Source organism: Pseudomonas sp. OA65, assembly GCF_017498305.1.
Taxonomy (GTDB): Bacteria; Pseudomonadota; Gammaproteobacteria; order Pseudomonadales; family Pseudomonadaceae; genus Aquipseudomonas; species Aquipseudomonas zanjanensis.
The window spans coordinates 355,935-373,724 of the sequence record NZ_JAGDEZ010000001.1; the positions used below are offsets into that span (position 1 = coordinate 355,935).

The 17,790-nt window shown below is 57.0% G+C and carries 20 protein-coding genes; 13 read left to right on the forward strand and 7 right to left on the reverse strand.

Features of this window, described 5'->3' with window-relative positions; translation table 11 throughout:
• Nucleotides 1-124: 124 nt before the first annotated feature.
• The gene (locus J3361_RS01635; protein WP_039010595.1) at nt 125-484 is read right to left on the reverse strand and encodes a DUF6124 family protein; all 360 of its coding nucleotides are present in this window, start codon (nt 482-484) and stop codon (nt 125-127) included.
• A 491-nt stretch (nt 485-975) separates the two neighbouring features.
• Between J3361_RS01635 and J3361_RS01640 the strand changes: the two genes are divergently transcribed.
• From J3361_RS01640 to J3361_RS01675, 8 genes are all read left to right on the forward strand, one after another.
• A complete protein-coding gene (locus J3361_RS01640) occupies nt 976-2,199 on the forward strand; it encodes a colicin E3/pyocin S6 family cytotoxin (RefSeq protein ID WP_207961788.1) in 1,224 nt (407 codons plus the stop codon).
• A gap of 7 nt (nt 2,200-2,206) precedes the next feature.
• Entirely contained in the window at nt 2,207-2,461 is a 255-nt protein-coding gene (locus tag J3361_RS01645; protein WP_207961790.1) for a colicin E3-like toxin immunity protein, read from the forward strand.
• Between the two features lie 122 nt (nt 2,462-2,583).
• Entirely contained in the window at nt 2,584-2,826 is a 243-nt protein-coding gene (locus J3361_RS01650) for a hypothetical protein (protein WP_207961792.1), read from the forward strand.
• 12 nt (nt 2,827-2,838) lie between these two features.
• Complete coding sequence (locus J3361_RS01655; RefSeq protein ID WP_207961794.1) at nt 2,839-3,087, forward strand: pyocin S6 family toxin immunity protein; 249 nt, start codon at nt 2,839-2,841, stop codon at nt 3,085-3,087.
• A gap of 28 nt (nt 3,088-3,115) precedes the next feature.
• Nucleotides 3,116-3,370, forward strand: a complete 255-nt coding sequence (locus J3361_RS01660) for a colicin E3-like toxin immunity protein (RefSeq protein WP_207961796.1) — start codon at nt 3,116-3,118, stop codon at nt 3,368-3,370.
• Between the two features lie 89 nt (nt 3,371-3,459).
• Complete coding sequence (locus J3361_RS01665; protein WP_207961798.1) at nt 3,460-3,720, forward strand: hypothetical protein; 261 nt, start codon at nt 3,460-3,462, stop codon at nt 3,718-3,720.
• On the forward strand, nt 3,705-3,905 hold the full coding sequence (locus tag J3361_RS01670) for a pyocin S6 family toxin immunity protein (RefSeq protein ID WP_243458693.1): 201 nt from the start codon (nt 3,705-3,707) through the stop codon (nt 3,903-3,905). Before J3361_RS01665 ends, J3361_RS01670 begins: the two co-directional genes overlap by 16 nt.
• An 86-nt stretch (nt 3,906-3,991) precedes the next feature.
• Nucleotides 3,992-4,246: a colicin E3-like toxin immunity protein gene (locus J3361_RS01675; protein WP_207961800.1), complete on the forward strand. Its 255-nt coding sequence runs from the start codon at nt 3,992-3,994 to the stop codon at nt 4,244-4,246.
• Nucleotides 4,247-4,403: 157 nt separating this feature from the next.
• Here the strand turns inward: J3361_RS01675 and J3361_RS01680 are convergent, their stop codons facing one another.
• From J3361_RS01680 to J3361_RS01690, 3 genes are all read right to left on the reverse strand, one after another.
• Nucleotides 4,404-4,634, reverse strand: a complete 231-nt coding sequence (locus tag J3361_RS01680; RefSeq protein ID WP_207961802.1) for a DUF6429 family protein — start codon at nt 4,632-4,634, stop codon at nt 4,404-4,406.
• A gap of 209 nt (nt 4,635-4,843) precedes the next feature.
• The gene (locus J3361_RS01685; protein WP_207961804.1) at nt 4,844-5,203 is read right to left on the reverse strand and encodes a DUF6124 family protein; all 360 of its coding nucleotides are present in this window, start codon (nt 5,201-5,203) and stop codon (nt 4,844-4,846) included.
• 510 nt (nt 5,204-5,713) lie between these two features.
• A complete protein-coding gene (locus J3361_RS01690; protein ID WP_186705385.1) occupies nt 5,714-6,280 on the reverse strand; it encodes an XRE family transcriptional regulator in 567 nt (188 codons plus the stop codon).
• Between the two features lie 150 nt (nt 6,281-6,430).
• On the opposite strand from J3361_RS01690, the gene J3361_RS01695 reads away from it, so the two are divergent.
• The 5 genes from J3361_RS01695 (at nt 6,431) to J3361_RS01715 (ending at nt 11,595) form a co-directional block, all read left to right on the forward strand.
• Nucleotides 6,431-7,213 (forward strand): aldolase, encoded by a 783-nt coding sequence (locus J3361_RS01695; protein ID WP_207961806.1) that lies wholly within the window; start codon nt 6,431-6,433, stop codon nt 7,211-7,213.
• Between the two features lie 19 nt (nt 7,214-7,232).
• On the forward strand, nt 7,233-8,120 hold the full coding sequence (locus J3361_RS01700) for a dihydrodipicolinate synthase family protein (protein WP_207961814.1): 888 nt from the start codon (nt 7,233-7,235) through the stop codon (nt 8,118-8,120).
• A 96-nt stretch (nt 8,121-8,216) separates the two neighbouring features.
• Nucleotides 8,217-8,498 (forward strand): Rho-binding antiterminator, encoded by a 282-nt coding sequence (locus tag J3361_RS01705; RefSeq protein ID WP_207961816.1) that lies wholly within the window; start codon nt 8,217-8,219, stop codon nt 8,496-8,498.
• Nucleotides 8,499-8,864: 366 nt separating this feature from the next.
• A complete protein-coding gene (locus J3361_RS01710) occupies nt 8,865-10,250 on the forward strand; it encodes a Fic family protein (protein ID WP_207961818.1) in 1,386 nt (461 codons plus the stop codon).
• A 259-nt stretch (nt 10,251-10,509) separates the two neighbouring features.
• Nucleotides 10,510-11,595 carry a sensor domain-containing diguanylate cyclase gene (locus tag J3361_RS01715; RefSeq protein WP_207961820.1) on the forward strand — a complete coding sequence of 362 codons (1,086 nt, stop codon included), beginning with the start codon at nt 10,510-10,512 and terminating at the stop codon, nt 11,593-11,595.
• Here the strand turns inward: J3361_RS01715 and J3361_RS01720 are convergent.
• From J3361_RS01720 to J3361_RS01730, 3 genes are read right to left on the reverse strand one after another with little or no spacing between them, the layout of a single operon-like run.
• Nucleotides 11,579-13,930 (reverse strand): TonB-dependent receptor, encoded by a 2,352-nt coding sequence (locus tag J3361_RS01720; protein ID WP_207961822.1) that lies wholly within the window; start codon nt 13,928-13,930, stop codon nt 11,579-11,581. The two genes, J3361_RS01715 and J3361_RS01720, sit on opposite strands and share 17 nt — an antisense overlap.
• A 1-nt stretch (nt 13,931) precedes the next feature.
• Nucleotides 13,932-16,319 carry a 7TM-DISM domain-containing protein gene (locus J3361_RS01725; protein ID WP_207961824.1) on the reverse strand — a complete coding sequence of 796 codons (2,388 nt, stop codon included), beginning with the start codon at nt 16,317-16,319 and terminating at the stop codon, nt 13,932-13,934.
• Nucleotides 16,319-17,155, reverse strand: coding sequence for a helix-turn-helix domain-containing protein (locus J3361_RS01730; RefSeq protein WP_243458694.1), 837 nt, complete (start codon nt 17,153-17,155; stop codon nt 16,319-16,321). Before J3361_RS01730 ends, J3361_RS01725 begins: the two co-directional genes overlap by 1 nt.
• Nucleotides 17,156-17,790: the final 635 nt, after the last annotated feature.

Consider the following 17,790-nt stretch of genomic DNA (forward strand, 5'->3'; position numbering starts at 1 on the left):
CCTAACTGCAGAATTCGTCTACAAAGCACGGTTTGTATGGCATGTACGAGTCTCCCTCGGGCACAAAAAAGGCCTTGCTAGGCAAGACCTTTTTCCGATCCGGGCGGCATGTAGCGCTGCTGCCCTACCTCACCTCAACAATATCCAAAGCCCGATTCGCCAACAACTCACTCACCTCAATCACCTGCAAAATCCCCATCGCAACCCGCCGACGCGAGCCATCCAGATCAAACGCCAAATCACTGATCATGGCATTCGCCGATGCCAAATTCTCACTGAGATTCGCAAGCAAACACTCAGAATCCACACTCGGATCAATCCGTAAAATGGAGTCGGTCTTGTCAGACGTTTCGCTCTTTGGTTTGGGTTTCAGATAAAAATCCAACGCTCGCGTGGCAGCGTCATCGATTTTCTTGTTGCGGGCAGACTGAGCACGGGAGACGTGTTCGTTCGTATCGGGAGGATTCGGAGTATCTTTTGCCATTACCTTGTTTCCTGTAGTTGGAGCCATCACCCGCTCGCGACTAAACGATGGGAGGCAGCTGTACGCAGGTTAGTCGACCGGGGAAACAAGAAACCGGCGCGTCCGAGGACGCCCTGCGCACAGCCACCATCGAGTGCAGGATGGGAATCCCGACTGGATGACGCCTTGCACAACCTGTTTCACCCTGGGCGACTAAACCCGATCACTGATGAGCAGTGACAGGTCCCAAACTACCGACGCAACCCAAGGCGCACAAGCCGGCGGATTCTGGCGTAGTTGTAGGCAAAGGCGCAAGGCGACGTCGGCTTGCGAGTTGCGGTTGCCCAATGACTGACAGCCCCATCTGACGCTTCAGATTGTCCCGGTCCTCAATAGCCAGCCCTACCTATATTGAGGAAACCGGAACAACCACTTCAAGAAACCTCCTACATCGCGCCTCGCTCTTCCCGCGTTAGCGTCTGTCCTGCATTTCAGCGGACGAGATTCACTACGTGGCGACACGCAAAAAAGACATCCCCCAGGTTCGAAACCCGCCCGGCGGCGACGGGCATCACCTCACTTATCGAGACATGAGCGCCAGCGAACTGGCCGAGCGCGACGGCCTACAACAGGCTTATGAAGCCATGCTTGCCCGGCAATCCGCCTACGAACAAGCGCGCTGGGCCACGGTGGATAACAAGCCGTTGTCCAGCGTTGCCGGATGCGTGTTTGCCAAGAGCTGCAAGCTCCCCAACGGCATCATCGATTACAGCAACCCCAACGGTTACGTCCCGGCGGATCTGGTCAAGCAGTACGGCGATCTCATGTGGCTCGGCGGTCGGAGCGCCGCCCCATCCGGCGCGATCCCCCTTGAGCGGATCGGCGCTGGCGCGGTTCCCGTTACCTTGGGCAGGCTGGCGCTGGGCGGTTCGGCAACTTCCACGGCTGCCGCTGCGGGCGGCACCGTCGGCGCGGCCCTGCTGACCGGAATCGTCGCCCTGCTCTGGCCGTCCAATCTGGGCGACAGCGCGCTTTACAGCGAAGACCAGCTACGCGACCTCAAGCAAGCCCGCAGCCGCATGCGTCTGAGCATCGAGCAGCAGGCCGACGGCAGTCTCAAGGGGTATGGCTTCTATACCGGCCAGCGTCCCGATTGGGAAATGGTTGATGTTGTTCAGTTCACGTCGCGAGCCGATCAGTTCATTGCCGACCTCGGTGATGGCATCGAGCTGATTTGGACACCCGCTATCAATCCGGCTGACACCCTTGGCATTCCTGCCTTGGAAGCTGCGCCCCAGGCACCGCCTATTTGGATCTATCCGCCGACGCCGATGGCCGACAGCATCATCGTCGACCCGATCTATCCGCCGGAGTACAGGGATTTCATTCTGGTATTTCCGGCGGACTCGGGGGTTCGGCCGGTTTATGTTGTGGTCTCTGTCAGGCGAAGCGGTAACCCCGATCATGACTACTATCCAGCACCAAAAACCGAAGAAATTACCGGTTTTTTAAATCTAAGATCGGCAAAAAAGCAAACGCCAAAACAAGGAGGAGCGGGACTTAGAGAACGTTGGGCTGACCCTAAAGGAAGGACTATTTACGAGTGGGACTCCCAACATGGCGAGCTAGAGGCATATCGCGCAAGCGATGGAAGTCATTTAGGCGCGTTCGATCACGAGACGGGCGTGCAAGTAGGCAAGGCGAAAAAAAACCGCAACATAAAAAAATATTTGTGAGGACACGATGGGTTTAAAACTAAGATTGGATTGGTACGATAAAAAAACCAAGTTGGGGGAAGGCGAAGAATATTCGAACGACTTGGGGGATGATTTGTCAGTAATCACAGCATTGGATCTGGAAAGCGAACCCGAAATATATGACGGCGGCTTTGATGTACGCGCCGAATGGATACCTATCATCCAGCCCTTCTTTGCGCATTCAATCGCCCCAGAAAAATTCGATTATCAAATTGCATTTCGATACCGAGTTAATTGGTAAAAAAACAACTAGCCACCTCCCATCAAAACATTTGTAAGTAGCGGCGACGTAAAGGTTTGATGGGAGGATCATCAAGACAAATTGATGAATGGACTCACCGCGCGGCGCGACAAGATAGAACCATGAAACACAAGATAATGGGCGTAATTGACGGTGACGACTCTGCCTCGTTCGAAAAAGAGCTCTGCATTGACACTCAAGCTCTAGCAAAAATAATGAACTGGACCAAAGAGGAAAGCTATTTTTACGATTATGAGTTGAGCACGTCTCAAATTGCAGCATTGGAAGAAGCGTGCTCAATAGAGCTACCACGAAACCTGTTGCTTTTTTTAACCAGCAGCAACCAACTTCCAGAGAAACATTAAAAGAGGAACATCATGCCTTGTTTTTCAATAACAGGCTTCTACCCAGACGACAAAAATGACGATTCATTACAGTTTGAAATTTATATAGAGGACACCGAACAAAAAGAAGCACTGGCGCAAATAACTGAAGCTAAACCTTTCAACAAAATTGAACCTGGAGAGCTGGAGATAACCGAGGAACAGCTCAGCAAAATAGAAAAAGTTCTAGATAGAAAATTTCCTGACGGACTGAAGTATTACATCGGAACTTGCGCCGACTAGCGCTCAACAGAAACCGGGAGAAAGCAGTATGGGACTAAAATTAAGACTTAATTGGTACGACAAAAAAACCGAATTGGGTGAAGGCAAAGAATATTCGAACGACATGGGGGATGATGTATCGGTAATCTCGGCGATGAATTTGGAAAGCGAACCAGAAATATATGACGGAGGCTTTGATGTACGCGCCGAGTGGATACCTATCATCCAGCCCTTCTTTGACCATCCAATCGCACCGGAAAAATTCGATTATCAAATTGCATTTCGGTACAGAATCAATTGGTAAAACCAGTGCCACACACAGACCAACATCTTGGAAAGGCCAATAACTGGCGAGCAAACTAAACCCGACGTCCCGACGAGGAAAGCAGAGAAGTGAAGCCTATCGTTGAAATTTTTGACGTAACTACTGAAGAGTTGATAAGAACCGTAGAGATCCCAATCGCCTATATGGACCAGTTGGCCGCACTTATGGGATGGACAAAGCCTGAAGATTTTTGTTTTGTCTATGATTTGTTACCACAGCGGATAAAGACGATAGAAGAGTGGACTCACACAACAATTCATGGCGATAACTTCATCATTCAAATCGTTTGCCTTGAATCAACTGAGGTAAATCCATGCGCTATTTCTTAATAACAGGCTCCTATCCAGACGACAAGAAAAACGACTCACTGCAATTTGAGACTTGCATTATAACCGCCGAGCAAAACGAAGCGCTAGCCCAGATAACTGAAGCAAAACCATTCAACGCTGTTGGACCAGGAGCGCTGGAGATAACGGAAGCGCAACTCAAAAAAATAGAAAAAACCTCGATATAACCCCCCCTGCCGAACTGGAATATTTCATCGGAACTCGCGTCGGCACCCCCTCAACCAAAACCAGATCAAAAAACTGAGCGAGCCAAATGGGACTAAAACTAAGACTTGAATGGTATAACAAGCAAACCGAATCCTACGAGGGTGAGGAGTATTCCGAAGACTTGGGTGATGACGGCTCTGTCATTGAAGCCCTAGGGATTCCACTCGAAAACAACATAAATAACGGAGGCTTTAATGTCCCACAAGAATGGATAAAAATTCTCCAACCTTATTTTCAGCATTCAATTGATTGGCCCACCTACATCTATCAGGTCTCCTTCGATTATCGAGACAGATGGTAACCACGGACGGTCGCCAGCAAATTCGGCTTGATCAATTATTGGCAATTACGCCACTGGATATCAACGCCGGGTTTGGCCGCGTTGTGGCGGGGGACGAATGATCACCGAACATGACATTAGCTGAGCCCGGCGAGCGCTCACGATGCGGCGCGCCCCCTCAACTCTTCGTTCCAAACAACCGCTCGGCAATCTGTCGACCTCGCTCCAACCCTTCTTCCGTCAACCAGATCGACTTGTTCTTGTTGACCGGATCGCTGATGAGGCCTTGTTCATGTAATCGGTTCATGACCTCGAAGTCGAAACCTTTCCAGGCATTGCCGCTGTCGGAGCTGAAGGCTGCCAGCAAGGCAAGCACAGCTTCTTCTATCAATCTGTCGTCGTATTCCATGGTCGCTGCTCCGCTCGTATTCGCAGATAGCGCCGATTTTACGCACCAGCGCTTCTTAAGTCTTATCCAGTCATCACCTCACCGGCTTGTTCCAGCGCCAACCGATTCCACACACGCTGTGGGTCAGCGGTGTGTTTACCGCCCAAGACAAGACGGCAGGAAAGGTCCAGCCGAGCAAGACCTTTCCCGTCCTGGGGCGAACCTGTCGACTACCTCACCTCAACAATATCCAGCGCCCGATTCGCCAACAGCTCACTCACCTCAATCACCTGCAAAATCCCCATCGCAACCCGCCGCCGCGACCCATCCAAATCAAACGCCAAATCACTAATCATGGCATTCGCCGAAGCCAAATTCTCACTGAGACTTGCCAGCAAACACTCAGAATCCACCCCCGGATCAATCCGAAAAATGGAGTCGGTCTTGTCAGACGTTTCGCCCTTAGGCTTGGGTTTCAGATAAAAATCCAACGCTCGCGTGGCAGCGTCGTCGATTTTTTTGTTGCGAGCAGACTGAGCACGGGAGACATGCTCGTTCGTATCAGGAGGATTCGGAGTCTCTTTTACCATCGTCTTGCTTCCTGTCATTGGAGCCACCACCCGCTCGCTGCTAAACGATGGGAGGCAGCTGTACGCAGGTTAGCAGACCGGGGAAACAAGAAACCGGCGCGTCCGGGGACGCCCTGCGCACAGCCACCATCAAGTGCAGGACGGAGATTCCTGACTGGATGACGCCTTGCACAACCTGTTTCACCACGAGCTGCTAAACCCGATCACTGATGAGCAGTGACAGGTCCAAAACTACCGACGCAACCCCAGGCGCACAAGCCGGCGGATTCTGGCGTAGTTGTAGGCAAAGGCGCAAGGCGCTGTGGCTTGGCGGGCCTTGTCGCTAGTGTCTGTCGGTCTTTACTGACAGGACGTCACTCGACTGGTCCGAGCAGGTGTCCGATGCCGTTCAATTGAGGCTGTCGAAAGATCTGTGGCAAGGCGCTCATGGGGAGGGGGCTGCTGCGCAGCCCAGCGGGAGCAAGCTCCCTCGCCACGGGGTTTGGTGTTTACCCAGTGAGCAACGTGGTGCTAGGCGTCTTCGCCCTTCTCTGCCGATTCAGCGCTGTGCACCACCACCAACAACTGCGCCTGAACATCACCCACCGAGCGCAGGCGATGGGGTTTTTGCGCGTTGAAATGCAACGCATCGCCGCGATTCAACACGACGCGCTCGTTCATGAAGTCCACTTCCACCTGGCCTTCGTGAACGAACAGGAATTCCTCGCCCGTGTGTTCCTTGAACGCATGGTGCGCGGCGAATTCGGCCGGGGGGTAAAGGATGAAGGGCAGCAAGGTTCGCTCGGAAACCTGGTGAGCCAACACGGCGTATTCAGCGCTGCCAGGGTTCGCCGCCAGGGACTGGCGGTCTTCACAGCGCACCAGGCTGTAGCTGTCGAGCGAGACGTTTTCCTCGGAGAACAACTCCTCGACTTTCACGTTCAACGCCTTGGACAGCTTGAGCGCCGTGGCTATGGAGGGCGTGCTCAGACCCCGTTCCACCTTGGACAGGTAGCTCTTGGTCATTCCGGTTTTTTCAGCCAGGACGTCCAGCGTCACACCGAGTTTTTTTCTGAGCAATTTCAAGCGAATGGACATAGGTAACCCACATTTCCAGGGAAACGGACAATCTGCGATTGCAAATGACACTTTGTGTCATATAGTCTATTTAGTGTCATTAACACCTCCATCCCGCCGCTTCCATGACGCGGATCAAGAACGGTCAAAGAACGAATCAGGAGAACGGACATGAGCAAGACACTGGCGACGCCCAAGGACCAATTGGTCGAGCATGCTGTAAACCAGATGCAGAAATCACTGCCGGATAATACGTGGACTGTGCGACAAAAGCTGGCCCTGACCTGTCGCATCTTGTTCGAGAACGGTCACGACTCCGGCCTCGCCGGGCAGATTACTGCGCGCGGGCCGCAACCTGGCACCTACTACACCCAGCAACTGGGCCTGGGGTTTGACGAGATCACCGCCGGCAACCTGCTGTTGATCAACGAAGACCTTGAGGTTCTGGAGGGACACGGCATCCCCAACCCGGCCAACCGGTTTCACACCTGGGTCTACCGCGCGCGGCCGGATGTGAATTGCATCATCCACACCCACCCGACCCACATCGCCGCGCTGTCGATGCTGGAAGTGCCGCTGCAGATTTCCCACATGGATCTCTGCCCGTTGTACGAAGACTGCGCGTTCCTGGAAGGCTGGCCGGGCGTGCCCGTGGGCAACGAGGAAGGCGAATTGATCGCCGGCGCCCTGGGTGACAAGCGAGCGATTCTGCTTTCCCATCACGGTCAATTGTCCACCGGCGAGACCGTGGAAGAAGCCTGCAACATCGCCCAGTTGATCGAGCGCGCCGCGAAGCTGCAATTGCTCGCCCTGGCCGCCGGCGAGGTGAAGCCGATCCTGCCGCACCTGGGCCGCGAAGCTCACAACTGGATCGCTCGTCCCAAGCGTCACGCGGCCGCCTTCAACTATTACGCCCGGCAGAACCTGCGCCAACACGCCGATTGCCTGAACTGAACCCAATAGGAGCGACGCCATGTCTACCCCCAACATCCACGGCATCATCGGTTACACCATCACGCCCTTCTCCACCGACGGCCAAGGCTTGGACCTGGACGCATTGGGCCGGTCCATCGACCGCCTGATCGACAGCGGCGTGCATGCCATCGCGCCCTTGGGCAGCACCGGCGAAGGCGCTTACCTGAGCGACGCGGAGTGGGATCAGGTCAGCGAATTCAGCATCGCCCGCGTTGCCGGCCGGGTGCCGACCGTGGTCAGCGTGTCTGACTTGACCACCGCCAAAGCGGTGCGCCGCGCGCGTTTCGCCCAGGATCACGGCGCCGATGTGGTGATGGTCTTGCCGGCTTCCTATTGGAAACTGAGCGAGGCGGAAATCCTCAGGCACTACCAGACCATCGGCGCCAGCATCGATGTGCCGATCATGCTTTACAACAACCCGGCCACCAGCGGCATCGACATGTCCGTGGACTTGATCCTGCGAATTTTCAACGCTGTGGACAACGTCACCATGGTCAAGGAAAGCACCGGCGACATCCAGCGCATGCACAAGCTGCAACTGCTGGGCGAAGGCCAGGTGCCGTTCTACAACGGCTGCAACCCACTGGCGCTGGAAGCCTTCGCGGCCGGTGCCAAGGGCTGGTGCACCGCCGCGCCGAACCTTATCCCGCAACTCAATCTCGACCTGTACGCGGCCGTGTTGGCCAACGACCTGAGCAAAGCCCGGGCGCTGTTCTATCGTCAATTGCCGCTGCTGGATTTCATCCTCAAGGGCGGCTTGCCCGCTACCATCAAGGCTGGTCTGCGCACCCTCGGCCTGGAAGTCGGCGACCCGCGCTTGCCGGTGTTTCCGCTCGACGAGTCGGGGAATGACCGGTTGCAAGCGATGCTGAAGCAACTTCTCTGATTCGCCCTGCCCTGCGACCCGGCGGGTGGCGACTCAAAACGTCAACCTGTCGGTCGCTTCACTTCATTCTCAAACTGCAAAACGGCGAGGCGTGAGATGGACACCTATAAACCGCTGCACTGTGACATGCATGACTATCTGGAGATTGCCTGCCTGTGCGGCTACACGCTGGACATCGAGCTGACTGAGGGCCAACGCGTGACGGCTCGGGCGATTACCACGCGGACCGCTTCCACGCGGGAGGAATTTCTTGAGGTCGAAACGGCGGAGGGCCGACGGGAGATTCGTCTTGATCGTTTATTGGCGATTACGCCGTTGGATAAGAACGCGAGGTTTGGCCGGGTTGTGTTGACGGTGGACGACCAGATTGCTCATTGAAAGGGGTCTAAGTTGCGCGGGGCGGGCTTGTCCTAGGAAGCCGGTGCCGCTTAACGCTCGCTGATTGACTGACGCACCGCTATCGCGAGCAAGCTCGCTCCCACAAAGGAATGTTGCGTCTGGAACCCAATGGACATCCATGGGAAGCAAATGCAGCGTCAGCTGAGCCTGACAGTCATAAAGGGAAGCTACACATTTCGAAAAGCAATGCGGGATGCCCAAAACGCAACGATTGCGGAAGATTTTGGAGCCGTACGGCACTGACTACTGTCCCGAGGTAGGAGAGGTGTCCAAGCGCCTTGACTTTGAGCTGAACTGTGCCAGTATCGAACCATCAAACGCAAATTTTAAAAATTGAGTAATGCCATGGCAAAGCCTAGTGTAGAGCGGGCTCCAAAATTTGATCCAGCAAAAATCGACTTTGAAAAAATCGGAAAATATTTAGGGCAATACGATATAACTGATGCGAAGGGTAACTATCTTCACTGGGATAAATTCAAGTGGCGGGTGCCAAGAGCGGAAGCAACTGACATTTGGTACGCTGTAAAATTCAAAAGATACATGCAAATGAAACCATTGGCACTGCTGAGCGATGGCAAAGAGGTTTTCACTTATTGTATTCCGCACTCTGTAGACTCTAAGCTCCATAGAATTGTAAAACTTGCTGGCGGAAGCGTTGCTTCCATTGCAGGAAGCAAAGCCCCTGAAAGTCTGCAAAGCAAATTCCTTGTATCTTCATTAATCATGGAAGAGGCCATTTCGAGCGCTCAGCTTGAAGGGGCATCGACAACTAGAGAAGTCGCAAAAAAAATGCTAGAGGAGGATCGCGCTCCTTTAGACGAAGACGAGCGGATGATCTTGAACAACTATCTGCTTTTAAAGCATGCAGAGCATACTAGAGATGATCCTCTTACATTGGATTTGATTTTAGACTTCCACCGAATCGCAACGCAGGGCACAACTGAAAACAACGTTATCCCCGGTGCATTCAGAGAAAGCAATGACATTTACGTTTCAGATAACGACAATGAAATTGCCTATCAACCTCCTTCTTTTGAAAAAATCCCTGAAAGATTGTCAGCTTTGTGTGGGTTTGCTAACGAAGATCATTCGGGTGATGACGGATGCGAATTTATACACCCGGTAATCAAAGCTATCATCCTTCACTTCATGATTGGATACGAACATCCATTCAGAGACGGTAACGGAAGAACCGCCAGGGCACTTTTTTATTGGTATATGCTGAAGTGCGATTATGAACTATTCAGATATGTGTCCATAAGCAAACTTCTTAAAGACAACCCAAAGGGATATGGCCTATCCTATTTGTACACAGAGAAAGACCAAAACGACCTGACTTACTTCATAGATTTTCAAGTTGAAATAATACTTAAAGCTTTTGAGGAACTGCAGACCTACCTGGAAAGCAGGTCCAATGAATTCCAACAGGTAGTCAAGCTTTTAGAGACAACCAAGTACAACTCACTACTCAACTTCATTCAAAAAGACCTTGTTAAAAAAGGAGCAAAGGAGCCTGGTAGAATTTTTACTGTCAAGGAAATCTCCAGCAGCTACGACGTTTCGGAAAACACAGCTAGAACTCACCTAAACGGCTTGTGCGACTTAAAACTTTTTATGAACACAAAGGATGGTAGAAAAAACCTGTACCTTTCTCCATCAGACTTAGTCGAAAGACTAACTAAAAAAAAGCCGACACAGAAAGCAGGTAAATTTGAGTTTTTACCTGGTTAATATGAGTTTGTATTTGGCGGGTCAGCGAAGCCCATGCACCATTCACGTTACTTCCAGGTCACGTGGATGTCGCTGGTCTCCATCACCGTCTCCGACCTACACCGCCACCTAGGCTAATATATCCGCGCCGAATATCTTTTCATTCCATCCCTTCCCGCAAAGCCCCCATCCCCTCCAGCAAACGCCCCTCCCACTCCCCGTCTCGATAATGCCTGCTTCACTCACCCAAGCGCTGCAACCCGAGCCCCGTGTACCTCCCATGAACCTACGCACCTTCATTCGCAGCTATTGCCTCAACGCCAGGCTCGCCACGAATGCCCTGACCCGCCTGCACAAATCCCTCTCCTCCCTGGCCACCTACCTGGCCCAGCAAGGCTTCGATTCCAACATATGGCCGGCCACCCGTAACGAAGCTACATCGGACAGCCGCATCAACACCCTCTGCCCAGAGCTGGCCACCACCGTATTCAGCCACGCCCGCGAAGGCATCATCCTCGTCGACCCCTACGGTCGGGTCATCGCCGTCAACGAGGCCTTCACCCGTCTCACCGGCTACAGCCAGGAAGAGGTGCAGGGCCGCGAGTTGAATTCCCATCGTATGGTCCGTCGCCTCACCGCCTTTTACGCACCGATGAAAAACGCCTTGGATTTCCACGGCCATTGGTCCGGTGAGATCCAAAGCAACCACAAGGACGGCCGGGAGATGACATCGCGAATCAGCGTCAGCGCCGTGCATGACCGTCACGGGAATGTTCAGCATTACGTGGCGCTGCTCGGCGACATGACGCAGATGAAGCAGCGGCTGCAGTTGTTGGAGCGCGATGCCCGGTATGACGCGCTCACGCAGTTGCCCAATCGGTTGTTGTTGGCCGAGCGGATGCGGCAGGCGTTGAGCAAGGCGCGGATTCATCAGCAGAAGGTGGCGATTGCGTTTATTGACCTGGATGGGTTCAAGGCGTTGAACGACAGTTATGGGCATGACTGGGGGGATCGGGTGTTGCAGATTGTCGCGGCGCGGATCAATGCGACGTTGCGGGACGGCGATACGTTGGCGCGCCTTGGGGGCGATGAGTTTGTCGCGGGGTTGGTGGGTTTGCAGGCGGTGGCGGACAGCGAGCCGTTGCTCAAGCGGATGCTGGCGGCGGCGAATGCACCGATTTTGATTGGCGCGCAGACGGTGGAGATCGCGGCGAGTATCGGGGTGGCGTTTTTTCCTGAGCATGGGCAGGAGATCGATGGGTTGATCAGTAAGGCGGATCAGGCCATGTATCTGTCGAAGAAGGCCGGCGGCAATCGCTTGGCGTTTTGTCCGACGCGGTTTATTTCGCTCAATAGCGAAACCTGACGGTGGTGCCGACGGTGCGTTCGCTGCCGGTCATGACGCCGTAGTCGCCGGCGCCGAGCAGTGAGTAGACGGCGGTGATGTACTGGCGGTCGAAGACGTTGCGCACCCAGCCTTCCACTTCCCAGGCGCGGTCCTGGCTGCGCAGGCCCAGGCGCAGGTTGGTGAGGCCGTAGCTGGGTTGGTAGCTGCCTTCGCCGCCTTCGAGGGTGCCGGAGTAGCCGGTGCGGAAGCTGTAGTCGATGCCGCTGTAGAGCTCCAGGCCATAGGGCAGCGGGTGGGTGTGGTCGAGGCCGCTGCTGAGGTTCCATTCCGGGGCGTTGTAGAGGCGCTCGCCGCTGAGGTCGCAGGTCCATTGGCCCGAGGCCGGCGGGCATGGGGCGTTGGGGAAGCTGCGGTAGCGGGCGTCGCTCCAGGCCACGCCCAGGCGCCCAGTGAGTCGGGGGGTGAGTTGCCAGGCCGAATCGAGTTCGATGCCGCGCAGGCGGACTTTGCCGACGTTGATCAGGTTGTCCCGCAGGGGGGGCGCGAACAGCGAGGTGGGTGGGCTGTAGGTGAGCGCTTGGTAATCGTCGACGTCGGTCTGGTAGACGGCGAGGTTGAGCAAGGCGCGCTGATCCCAGAAGCGGGTTTTCATGCCCAGTTCCAGGGACGTGGCCCGCTCGGGCTCGAAGGTGGGCGCGGTGAACGGGCCGATCACGTCGAAGTTGATGCCGCCGGCCTTGTAGCCCCGCGACCAACTGACGTAGCCCATCACCGCGTCGGTGAAGCGGTAGCTGGCGCTGAGCAGGCCTGAGACATTGTTTTCTTTGATCGAGTCTTCGCGGTAATAAGCGCTGCCGAGGGCGATGTCGCGCAGCAGTTGCCCACCGGCCTGGAACACCGGGGGCAAACCCGTCAGCGGGGCGAGGTTGCTGACGTCGCGGGAGATCCAGCCGTCCTTGCGCTCCTGGCTGTAGCGCAGGCCGCCAGTGAGTTCCAGTAGGTCGATCGGGCGCCAGGAGAGCTGGCCGAAAATGGCGCGGCTGTCGCCCTTCTGTTCGCCGTCGTAGCGTTGCCGGGCGCCATCGAGTAGCACCGAAGGCACCTGGCTCGGATCGGTGAGGCTGACGCCGAAGATTTTTTGCAATGCCTCCAGTTGGTCGCCGACGAACCAGGGCGCGGCGTCCGGGCCGTATTCGACGTTGATCTCGCGGTCGAGCTGTTGACGCAGGTAATACAGGCCGGCGACATAGTCGACGGACGAGCCGGCCGTGCCGGACAAGCGCCATTCCTGGCTGAACTGTCGGTGGTCCAATGCGGCTTCGGATTGCATCACCGAGCGTGCGGTACTGTCGCCGTCGCGGTCGGCGCGGTAATCCCAGTCGCGATAGGCGGTGATGCTGGTCAAGCGCATCGCCTCGTCCAGGTCCCAATTCAATTCCAGCGACACACCGTTTTGCAGGGTTCGCGGATGGCCCGGCGCGTCGATGCGGGACTCGCGTTTGTAAGGATCAGGCTCCGCCAGTGGATAGCCGGCGAACTGGGCGCGCTTGCGGGTTTGCTCGCTGTAGTGATTGACCAGCAGGACGTTGCCGGCTTCGTTTTGCTCGGCGTAGTCGGCGATCAGCCGGGCGCTGAAGTCGCTGTTCGGCGTCCACAGCAATTGGCCGCGCAGGCCTTGGCTGTCGGAATCGCCGAGGCGGCTGCCGTCTTGCAGGTTCTCCACGGCGCCTTCGCTGGCGCCGTCGAATACGTTGAGTCGCCCGGCCAGTACGTCGTCTTGCAACGGCCCGGAAAACGTCCCGCGATATTCCCGCAGACCGCGCTCACCGTAAGTCGCTTCGAGATTGGCTTCGGGCTGGAACGTTGGTTGTTTGGTGATGATGTTCAACGCGCCGGCGGTGGTGTTCTTGCCGAACAAGGTGCCTTGGGGGCCGCGCAGGACTTCGATACGTTCGATGTCCATCAACTCGGTGAACGCCATGCCCTGGCGCGCCTGGTAAACGCCATCGACGTAGGTGCCGACGCTGCCTTCCAGGCCATCGTTGTAGGCGGTGGCGCCGAAGCCGCGCAGGCCGAAGCCGGCGTAACGGGCATCGTGACCGGAGACCACCAGGCCCGGAACCCGTTGCTGGATGTCTTGCAGTCGATGCAGGCCGGCTTCGTCCAGCTGCTCGCCGTAGAGGACGTTGATCGGGATCGGCACGTCTTGCGGGTCTTCTTCGCGGCGGCGAGCGGTGACGGTGGTTTCGTCGAGCGTGAGGGCGCCAGGCGCCTCTTGCGCGGCATGGGCCGATGCCCAGGGCAACGCGAAGAGGCCGCCGAGCAAGAGCAGCCGATAACCCAGACCCGGCATGCTAGAACTCCCGGGCCATTTCGCGATGCTCCGTGTCCGGGCAAAGCAATGTATTGATCCGTGCCAGCAGTTCGCGGCTGTCGGCGGGCTTGAGCAGTGCCGCGTCGAAGGCCAGCGCTTGTGGGTAACCTTCCGGCCTGCGTGGCGGGACCGCTGAATAAAGCATCACCGGCAGATCGTGCCCACGGTCGCGCACGTGGCGCAGCAGTTCCCAGCCGTCCATGCCGGGCATCATCTGGTCGCTGATCAGCAGGTCGACCGGTTGATCAGCCAGGCAGGCCAAGGCGTCTTTGCCGTTCGCCGCGATGCTGACGTCGAAGCCGTAGCCGGCCAGCAGGTCGTAGAGCCACTCAGTGTTTTGTTCGATGTCGTCCACTAGCAGCACGTGTTTGCCCTGGCCATCGAGCGGCGTGAAGTTATTGTCGACGATGCCATTCTCCAGGTCGTGTTCCTGGGCGCATTTGAGTTGCAGGCGAAAACTGAAGTGGCTGCCCTGCCCGGTGGCCTGGGGTTCGAGACGGCTGTCCATGCGCTCCAGCAGTTGCGTGACGATGGACAGGCCCAGCCCGCTACCTTCGTAGCGTTGCGCGTTGCGGCCACGGCGGAACGGTTGCAGCAGTTGTTCGAATTCTTGCGGGTCGATGCCGATGCCGGTGTCGATCACGCTGAAGCGCAGCTCCACGGTGTCAGCGGCGGTACCCGGGGAACAACTCACTTCGAAACGGATCTGGCCGTCGCGGGTGAATTTTGCCGCGTTCGCCAACAGGTTCATGAGCACCTGCCGAAGCCGCTTGAAGTCAGCCTCCACCAGGGGCGGCAGGTCCTGCGCCAGCACCGCGTTGAAACTGTTGCCCTGGCGCGCGGCGAGGAAGCCGGCCTCGTCGGTGATCTCCTGGAGGAAGCCGTACAGATAGGCAGGCGCGAGGGTCAGTTGCATTTGCTCCAGTTCGCCACGGGAGAACTCGAGCATCTCGTCGATCAGTTCCAGTTGTTGGCGGGCGTTGCGCTCGATGGTGGCTTGATAGTCGCGGTTCGGCCCGGCGTGCAGCAGGCGTGCGTAGTCGATGATGCGCACCAGCGGCGAGCGCAGGTCGTGGCTGATCCGCGCCATCAACGCACTGCGCGCCGCGAGGGATTCACGCAGCTGTGACGTGCGCAGGGCCACAGTGCTTTCCAGGCGTTCCTGTTCGGCTTGGCGTTGTTGTTCGAGCGTCGACAGGGCGTGCTTTTCGCGGTTGCGGCTGCGGGCGACTTCCATGATCAATGTGCACACCAGCAACGCCACGCCCGCCAAGGTGGACGACAGGCTGTATTTACTTTCCGGCGATTGCCAGGGCAGCTGTTCTTGCGGGAAGAAAATCCGCATCAGCAATTGCCCAAGCAGTAGCGTCGGCACCAGCCAGGCCATCCAGCTGTACGTGAGCCTGCTGCGCCAGGCCATAAACAGGGTGGCGAGCAGCGCGCCGTAGAAACTCATCAGGGATATCTGGACGATTTTCGCGCCTTGGACCGGATCGATCTTCAGCCACCAGAGTCGGCCGAGGATGCAGCCCAGCAGCGGCACCCAATAGCTCCAGCCGATGACTCTGGGCAGACGGGCTACCTGCAACAGCACGCGCATGTAGGCCAGGAAGAGTACAAACGAGAACGCGCTGGCGCAGGTCAGCAGCTCGCGTGTCCAGCCGAGAGCGGTGGGCCAATAGATCAAGTAGCCGTTGAGGATGCAGGTCAGCAGGATGTAGCTCAATACCGCGCCCGCGTTCACGCTCAGCAGTCGGGAGCGCAGGATCCAGCCGACGATAAAGCCGAACGGTACCACCAGCAGGACAATGCCGAGGCTGAGTCCGTCGCTCAGGTAAGTCTGTTGCTGACTGCGCAGCAGTGCTGGCTCGGACCACAGTTCCGGTTCCAGCAACATTTGGAAGTGGCTCGCCACGCGGACAAACACCGTGGCGCTCTCCCCTGCCGCCAATGTTACCGGGAATGCAGGCTGACGCGCCGCCGGCCGGGGCCATTCGACCAAGGGATAGGCGGCTCCGCCGTGGGCAACACTTCCCGGTTGGTAGACGCGGATGTCTTCCAGGCGCGGCGCGCCGATCACCAACAGGCGCGAACATGCCGCAGCGCTTGAGTTAGTCAGTAGTAATTTGAGCCAGAAGGCGGAGCGGCTGTAGCCTTGGGTCGGCCAGCTTGGGGTCGCGGCTTTGAAACGTTCTTCGGGCAGTTGAGTGACGTCTTCCAGGTTCATGCGGGCCTGGGTGTCTTCGAAAATCTGTATCGCGGGCATCAAGTCGAGGTGATCAGCTCGGCAGATATCCACAGGCGCCGCATGCACCAGGCCTGTGGATAACAACGTTATCGTCAGGAGCAGAAACTGTAGAAGCCGCATCAGGCGCGTCCGGCCGACTCGGTTTCAGCGATACCCAGGGCTTGCTGGCGAAACTGGCTGGGCGTCATGCCGATGCGCTGGCGGAAGGCGGTGGTGAAGTTGCAGGCGTTGCGAAAACCCACCAGTTCGGCGACGTCCTGCACGCTCATGGCGCTTTCGCAGAGCAAGTCCTGGCCGCGCCGCAGTCGGGCGTCGCGAATGTAGGCAAACACGGTCATTCCCAGGTGCTCGCGAAAAATCGCGGTGAGGCGTTTTTCATGGGTGCCGACTTTTTGCGCAAGCATGCCCAGGGACGGCATGTCGTCCAGCTGGTTTTCTATCAGTCGCATCGCCGCGCGCAGCACGATCTCATCGCCTTGCGGCTCCGGATCGGCGGGGCTTTCATGGACGGCCGGTGGCGCGCGCCAGGTCAATTGCAGGTGAATCTTGATACGTGCCAGGACTTCTTCGGGGGCGCAGGATTTGGGGATGTAGTCCACCGCGCCCACGGTCAGCCCTTCCAATCGCTCCAACGACGTGTTGGCCGAGGACAGGAACAGGATCGGGATGTGCCGGGTGGCCGGTGCCTCGCGCAATAGCCGGCACAGGCTGAAACCGTCCATCTGCGGCATGTGCACATCCAGGACGATGAGGTCCGGGCGCAGGGCCAGTGCCCGTTGATAACCCTGGTAGGCGTCACTGGCCAGGGAAATGCGCCAGGGCTGGGTCTTCAACAAAATGAGCGTGGCGCGGATATCTTCAGGCACATCGTCGATCAGCAGAATATGCGGCAACAGCTCGGACGCCGCCGCTCCCCCCGCCGTCGCTGCCTGCCTTTCGTATCGTCCGTCGTCCATTCGCCAGGTCTCTTGTTGTGTTTAGCCAGGTCACTGTCGCGAAATTGCCAGGCGAGGAAACACGTATCGGGCCGGCAACAAGTCGATATAACGGCAGGTAAGGCGAGAACTGAAGCTATCAAATTTTTTACGGGCGATAAACGGTCATGCCGACCGTGGGGTCCACTGATGCGGGACGATGCTGATGACCGTGGCGAGGGAGCTTGCTCCCGCTGGGGGGCGAAGCCGCCCCAAAGCAGCGAACCCAATCTTCCTGACTCACCGAGTAGCCTGGTTTGGGGGCTGCTGCGCAGCCCAGCGGGAGCAAGCTCCCTCGCCACAGGTGGGTGGGCATGTGGCGGGGATAGGGAACAAGCGGTGGCTGCGCCTGGAAAAACCCAAGCGGATGACCAAAGCGGTTGATGCTGATGACCGTGGCGAGGGAGCTTGCTCCCGCTGGGCTGCGAAGCGGCCCCAAAGCAGCGCACTCAATATGACTGGTACACCGAGCTGCCTGGTTTGGGGGCTGCTGCGCAGCCCAGCGGGGATAAATCCCCACGCCACAGGTGGGGGGGGGGAGGGGGCGGGGTCTTTTTAACAACTCCCGAGCCCCGGGGAGCCCCTGAAAATCGGGTTGCGGTTTCTGCTTGTCAAAA

Coding starts and splice junctions, on each gene's coding strand:
- J3361_RS01635 (WP_039010595.1), bottom strand. CDS start 484: ATGGCAAAAGATACTCCGAATCCTCCCGATACGAACGAACACGTCTCC.
- J3361_RS01645 (WP_207961790.1), top strand. CDS start 2,207: ATGGGTTTAAAACTAAGATTGGATTGGTACGATAAAAAAACCAAGTTG.
- J3361_RS01650 (WP_207961792.1), top strand. CDS start 2,584: ATGAAACACAAGATAATGGGCGTAATTGACGGTGACGACTCTGCCTCG.
- J3361_RS01655 (WP_207961794.1), top strand. CDS start 2,839: ATGCCTTGTTTTTCAATAACAGGCTTCTACCCAGACGACAAAAATGAC.
- J3361_RS01660 (WP_207961796.1), top strand. CDS start 3,116: ATGGGACTAAAATTAAGACTTAATTGGTACGACAAAAAAACCGAATTG.
- J3361_RS01670 (WP_243458693.1), top strand. CDS start 3,705: ATGCGCTATTTCTTAATAACAGGCTCCTATCCAGACGACAAGAAAAAC.
- J3361_RS01675 (WP_207961800.1), top strand. CDS start 3,992: ATGGGACTAAAACTAAGACTTGAATGGTATAACAAGCAAACCGAATCC.
- J3361_RS01680 (WP_207961802.1), bottom strand. CDS start 4,634: ATGGAATACGACGACAGATTGATAGAAGAAGCTGTGCTTGCCTTGCTG.
- J3361_RS01685 (WP_207961804.1), bottom strand. CDS start 5,203: ATGGTAAAAGAGACTCCGAATCCTCCTGATACGAACGAGCATGTCTCC.
- J3361_RS01690 (WP_186705385.1), bottom strand. CDS start 6,280: ATGTCCATTCGCTTGAAATTGCTCAGAAAAAAACTCGGTGTGACGCTG.
- J3361_RS01695 (WP_207961806.1), top strand. CDS start 6,431: ATGAGCAAGACACTGGCGACGCCCAAGGACCAATTGGTCGAGCATGCT.
- J3361_RS01700 (WP_207961814.1), top strand. CDS start 7,233: ATGTCTACCCCCAACATCCACGGCATCATCGGTTACACCATCACGCCC.
- J3361_RS01705 (WP_207961816.1), top strand. CDS start 8,217: ATGGACACCTATAAACCGCTGCACTGTGACATGCATGACTATCTGGAG.
- J3361_RS01710 (WP_207961818.1), top strand. CDS start 8,865: ATGGCAAAGCCTAGTGTAGAGCGGGCTCCAAAATTTGATCCAGCAAAA.
- J3361_RS01715 (WP_207961820.1), top strand. CDS start 10,510: ATGAACCTACGCACCTTCATTCGCAGCTATTGCCTCAACGCCAGGCTC.
- J3361_RS01720 (WP_207961822.1), bottom strand. CDS start 13,930: ATGCCGGGTCTGGGTTATCGGCTGCTCTTGCTCGGCGGCCTCTTCGCG.
- J3361_RS01725 (WP_207961824.1), bottom strand. CDS start 16,319: ATGCGGCTTCTACAGTTTCTGCTCCTGACGATAACGTTGTTATCCACA.
- J3361_RS01730 (WP_243458694.1), bottom strand. CDS start 17,155: ATGGACGACGGACGATACGAAAGGCAGGCAGCGACGGCGGGGGGAGCG.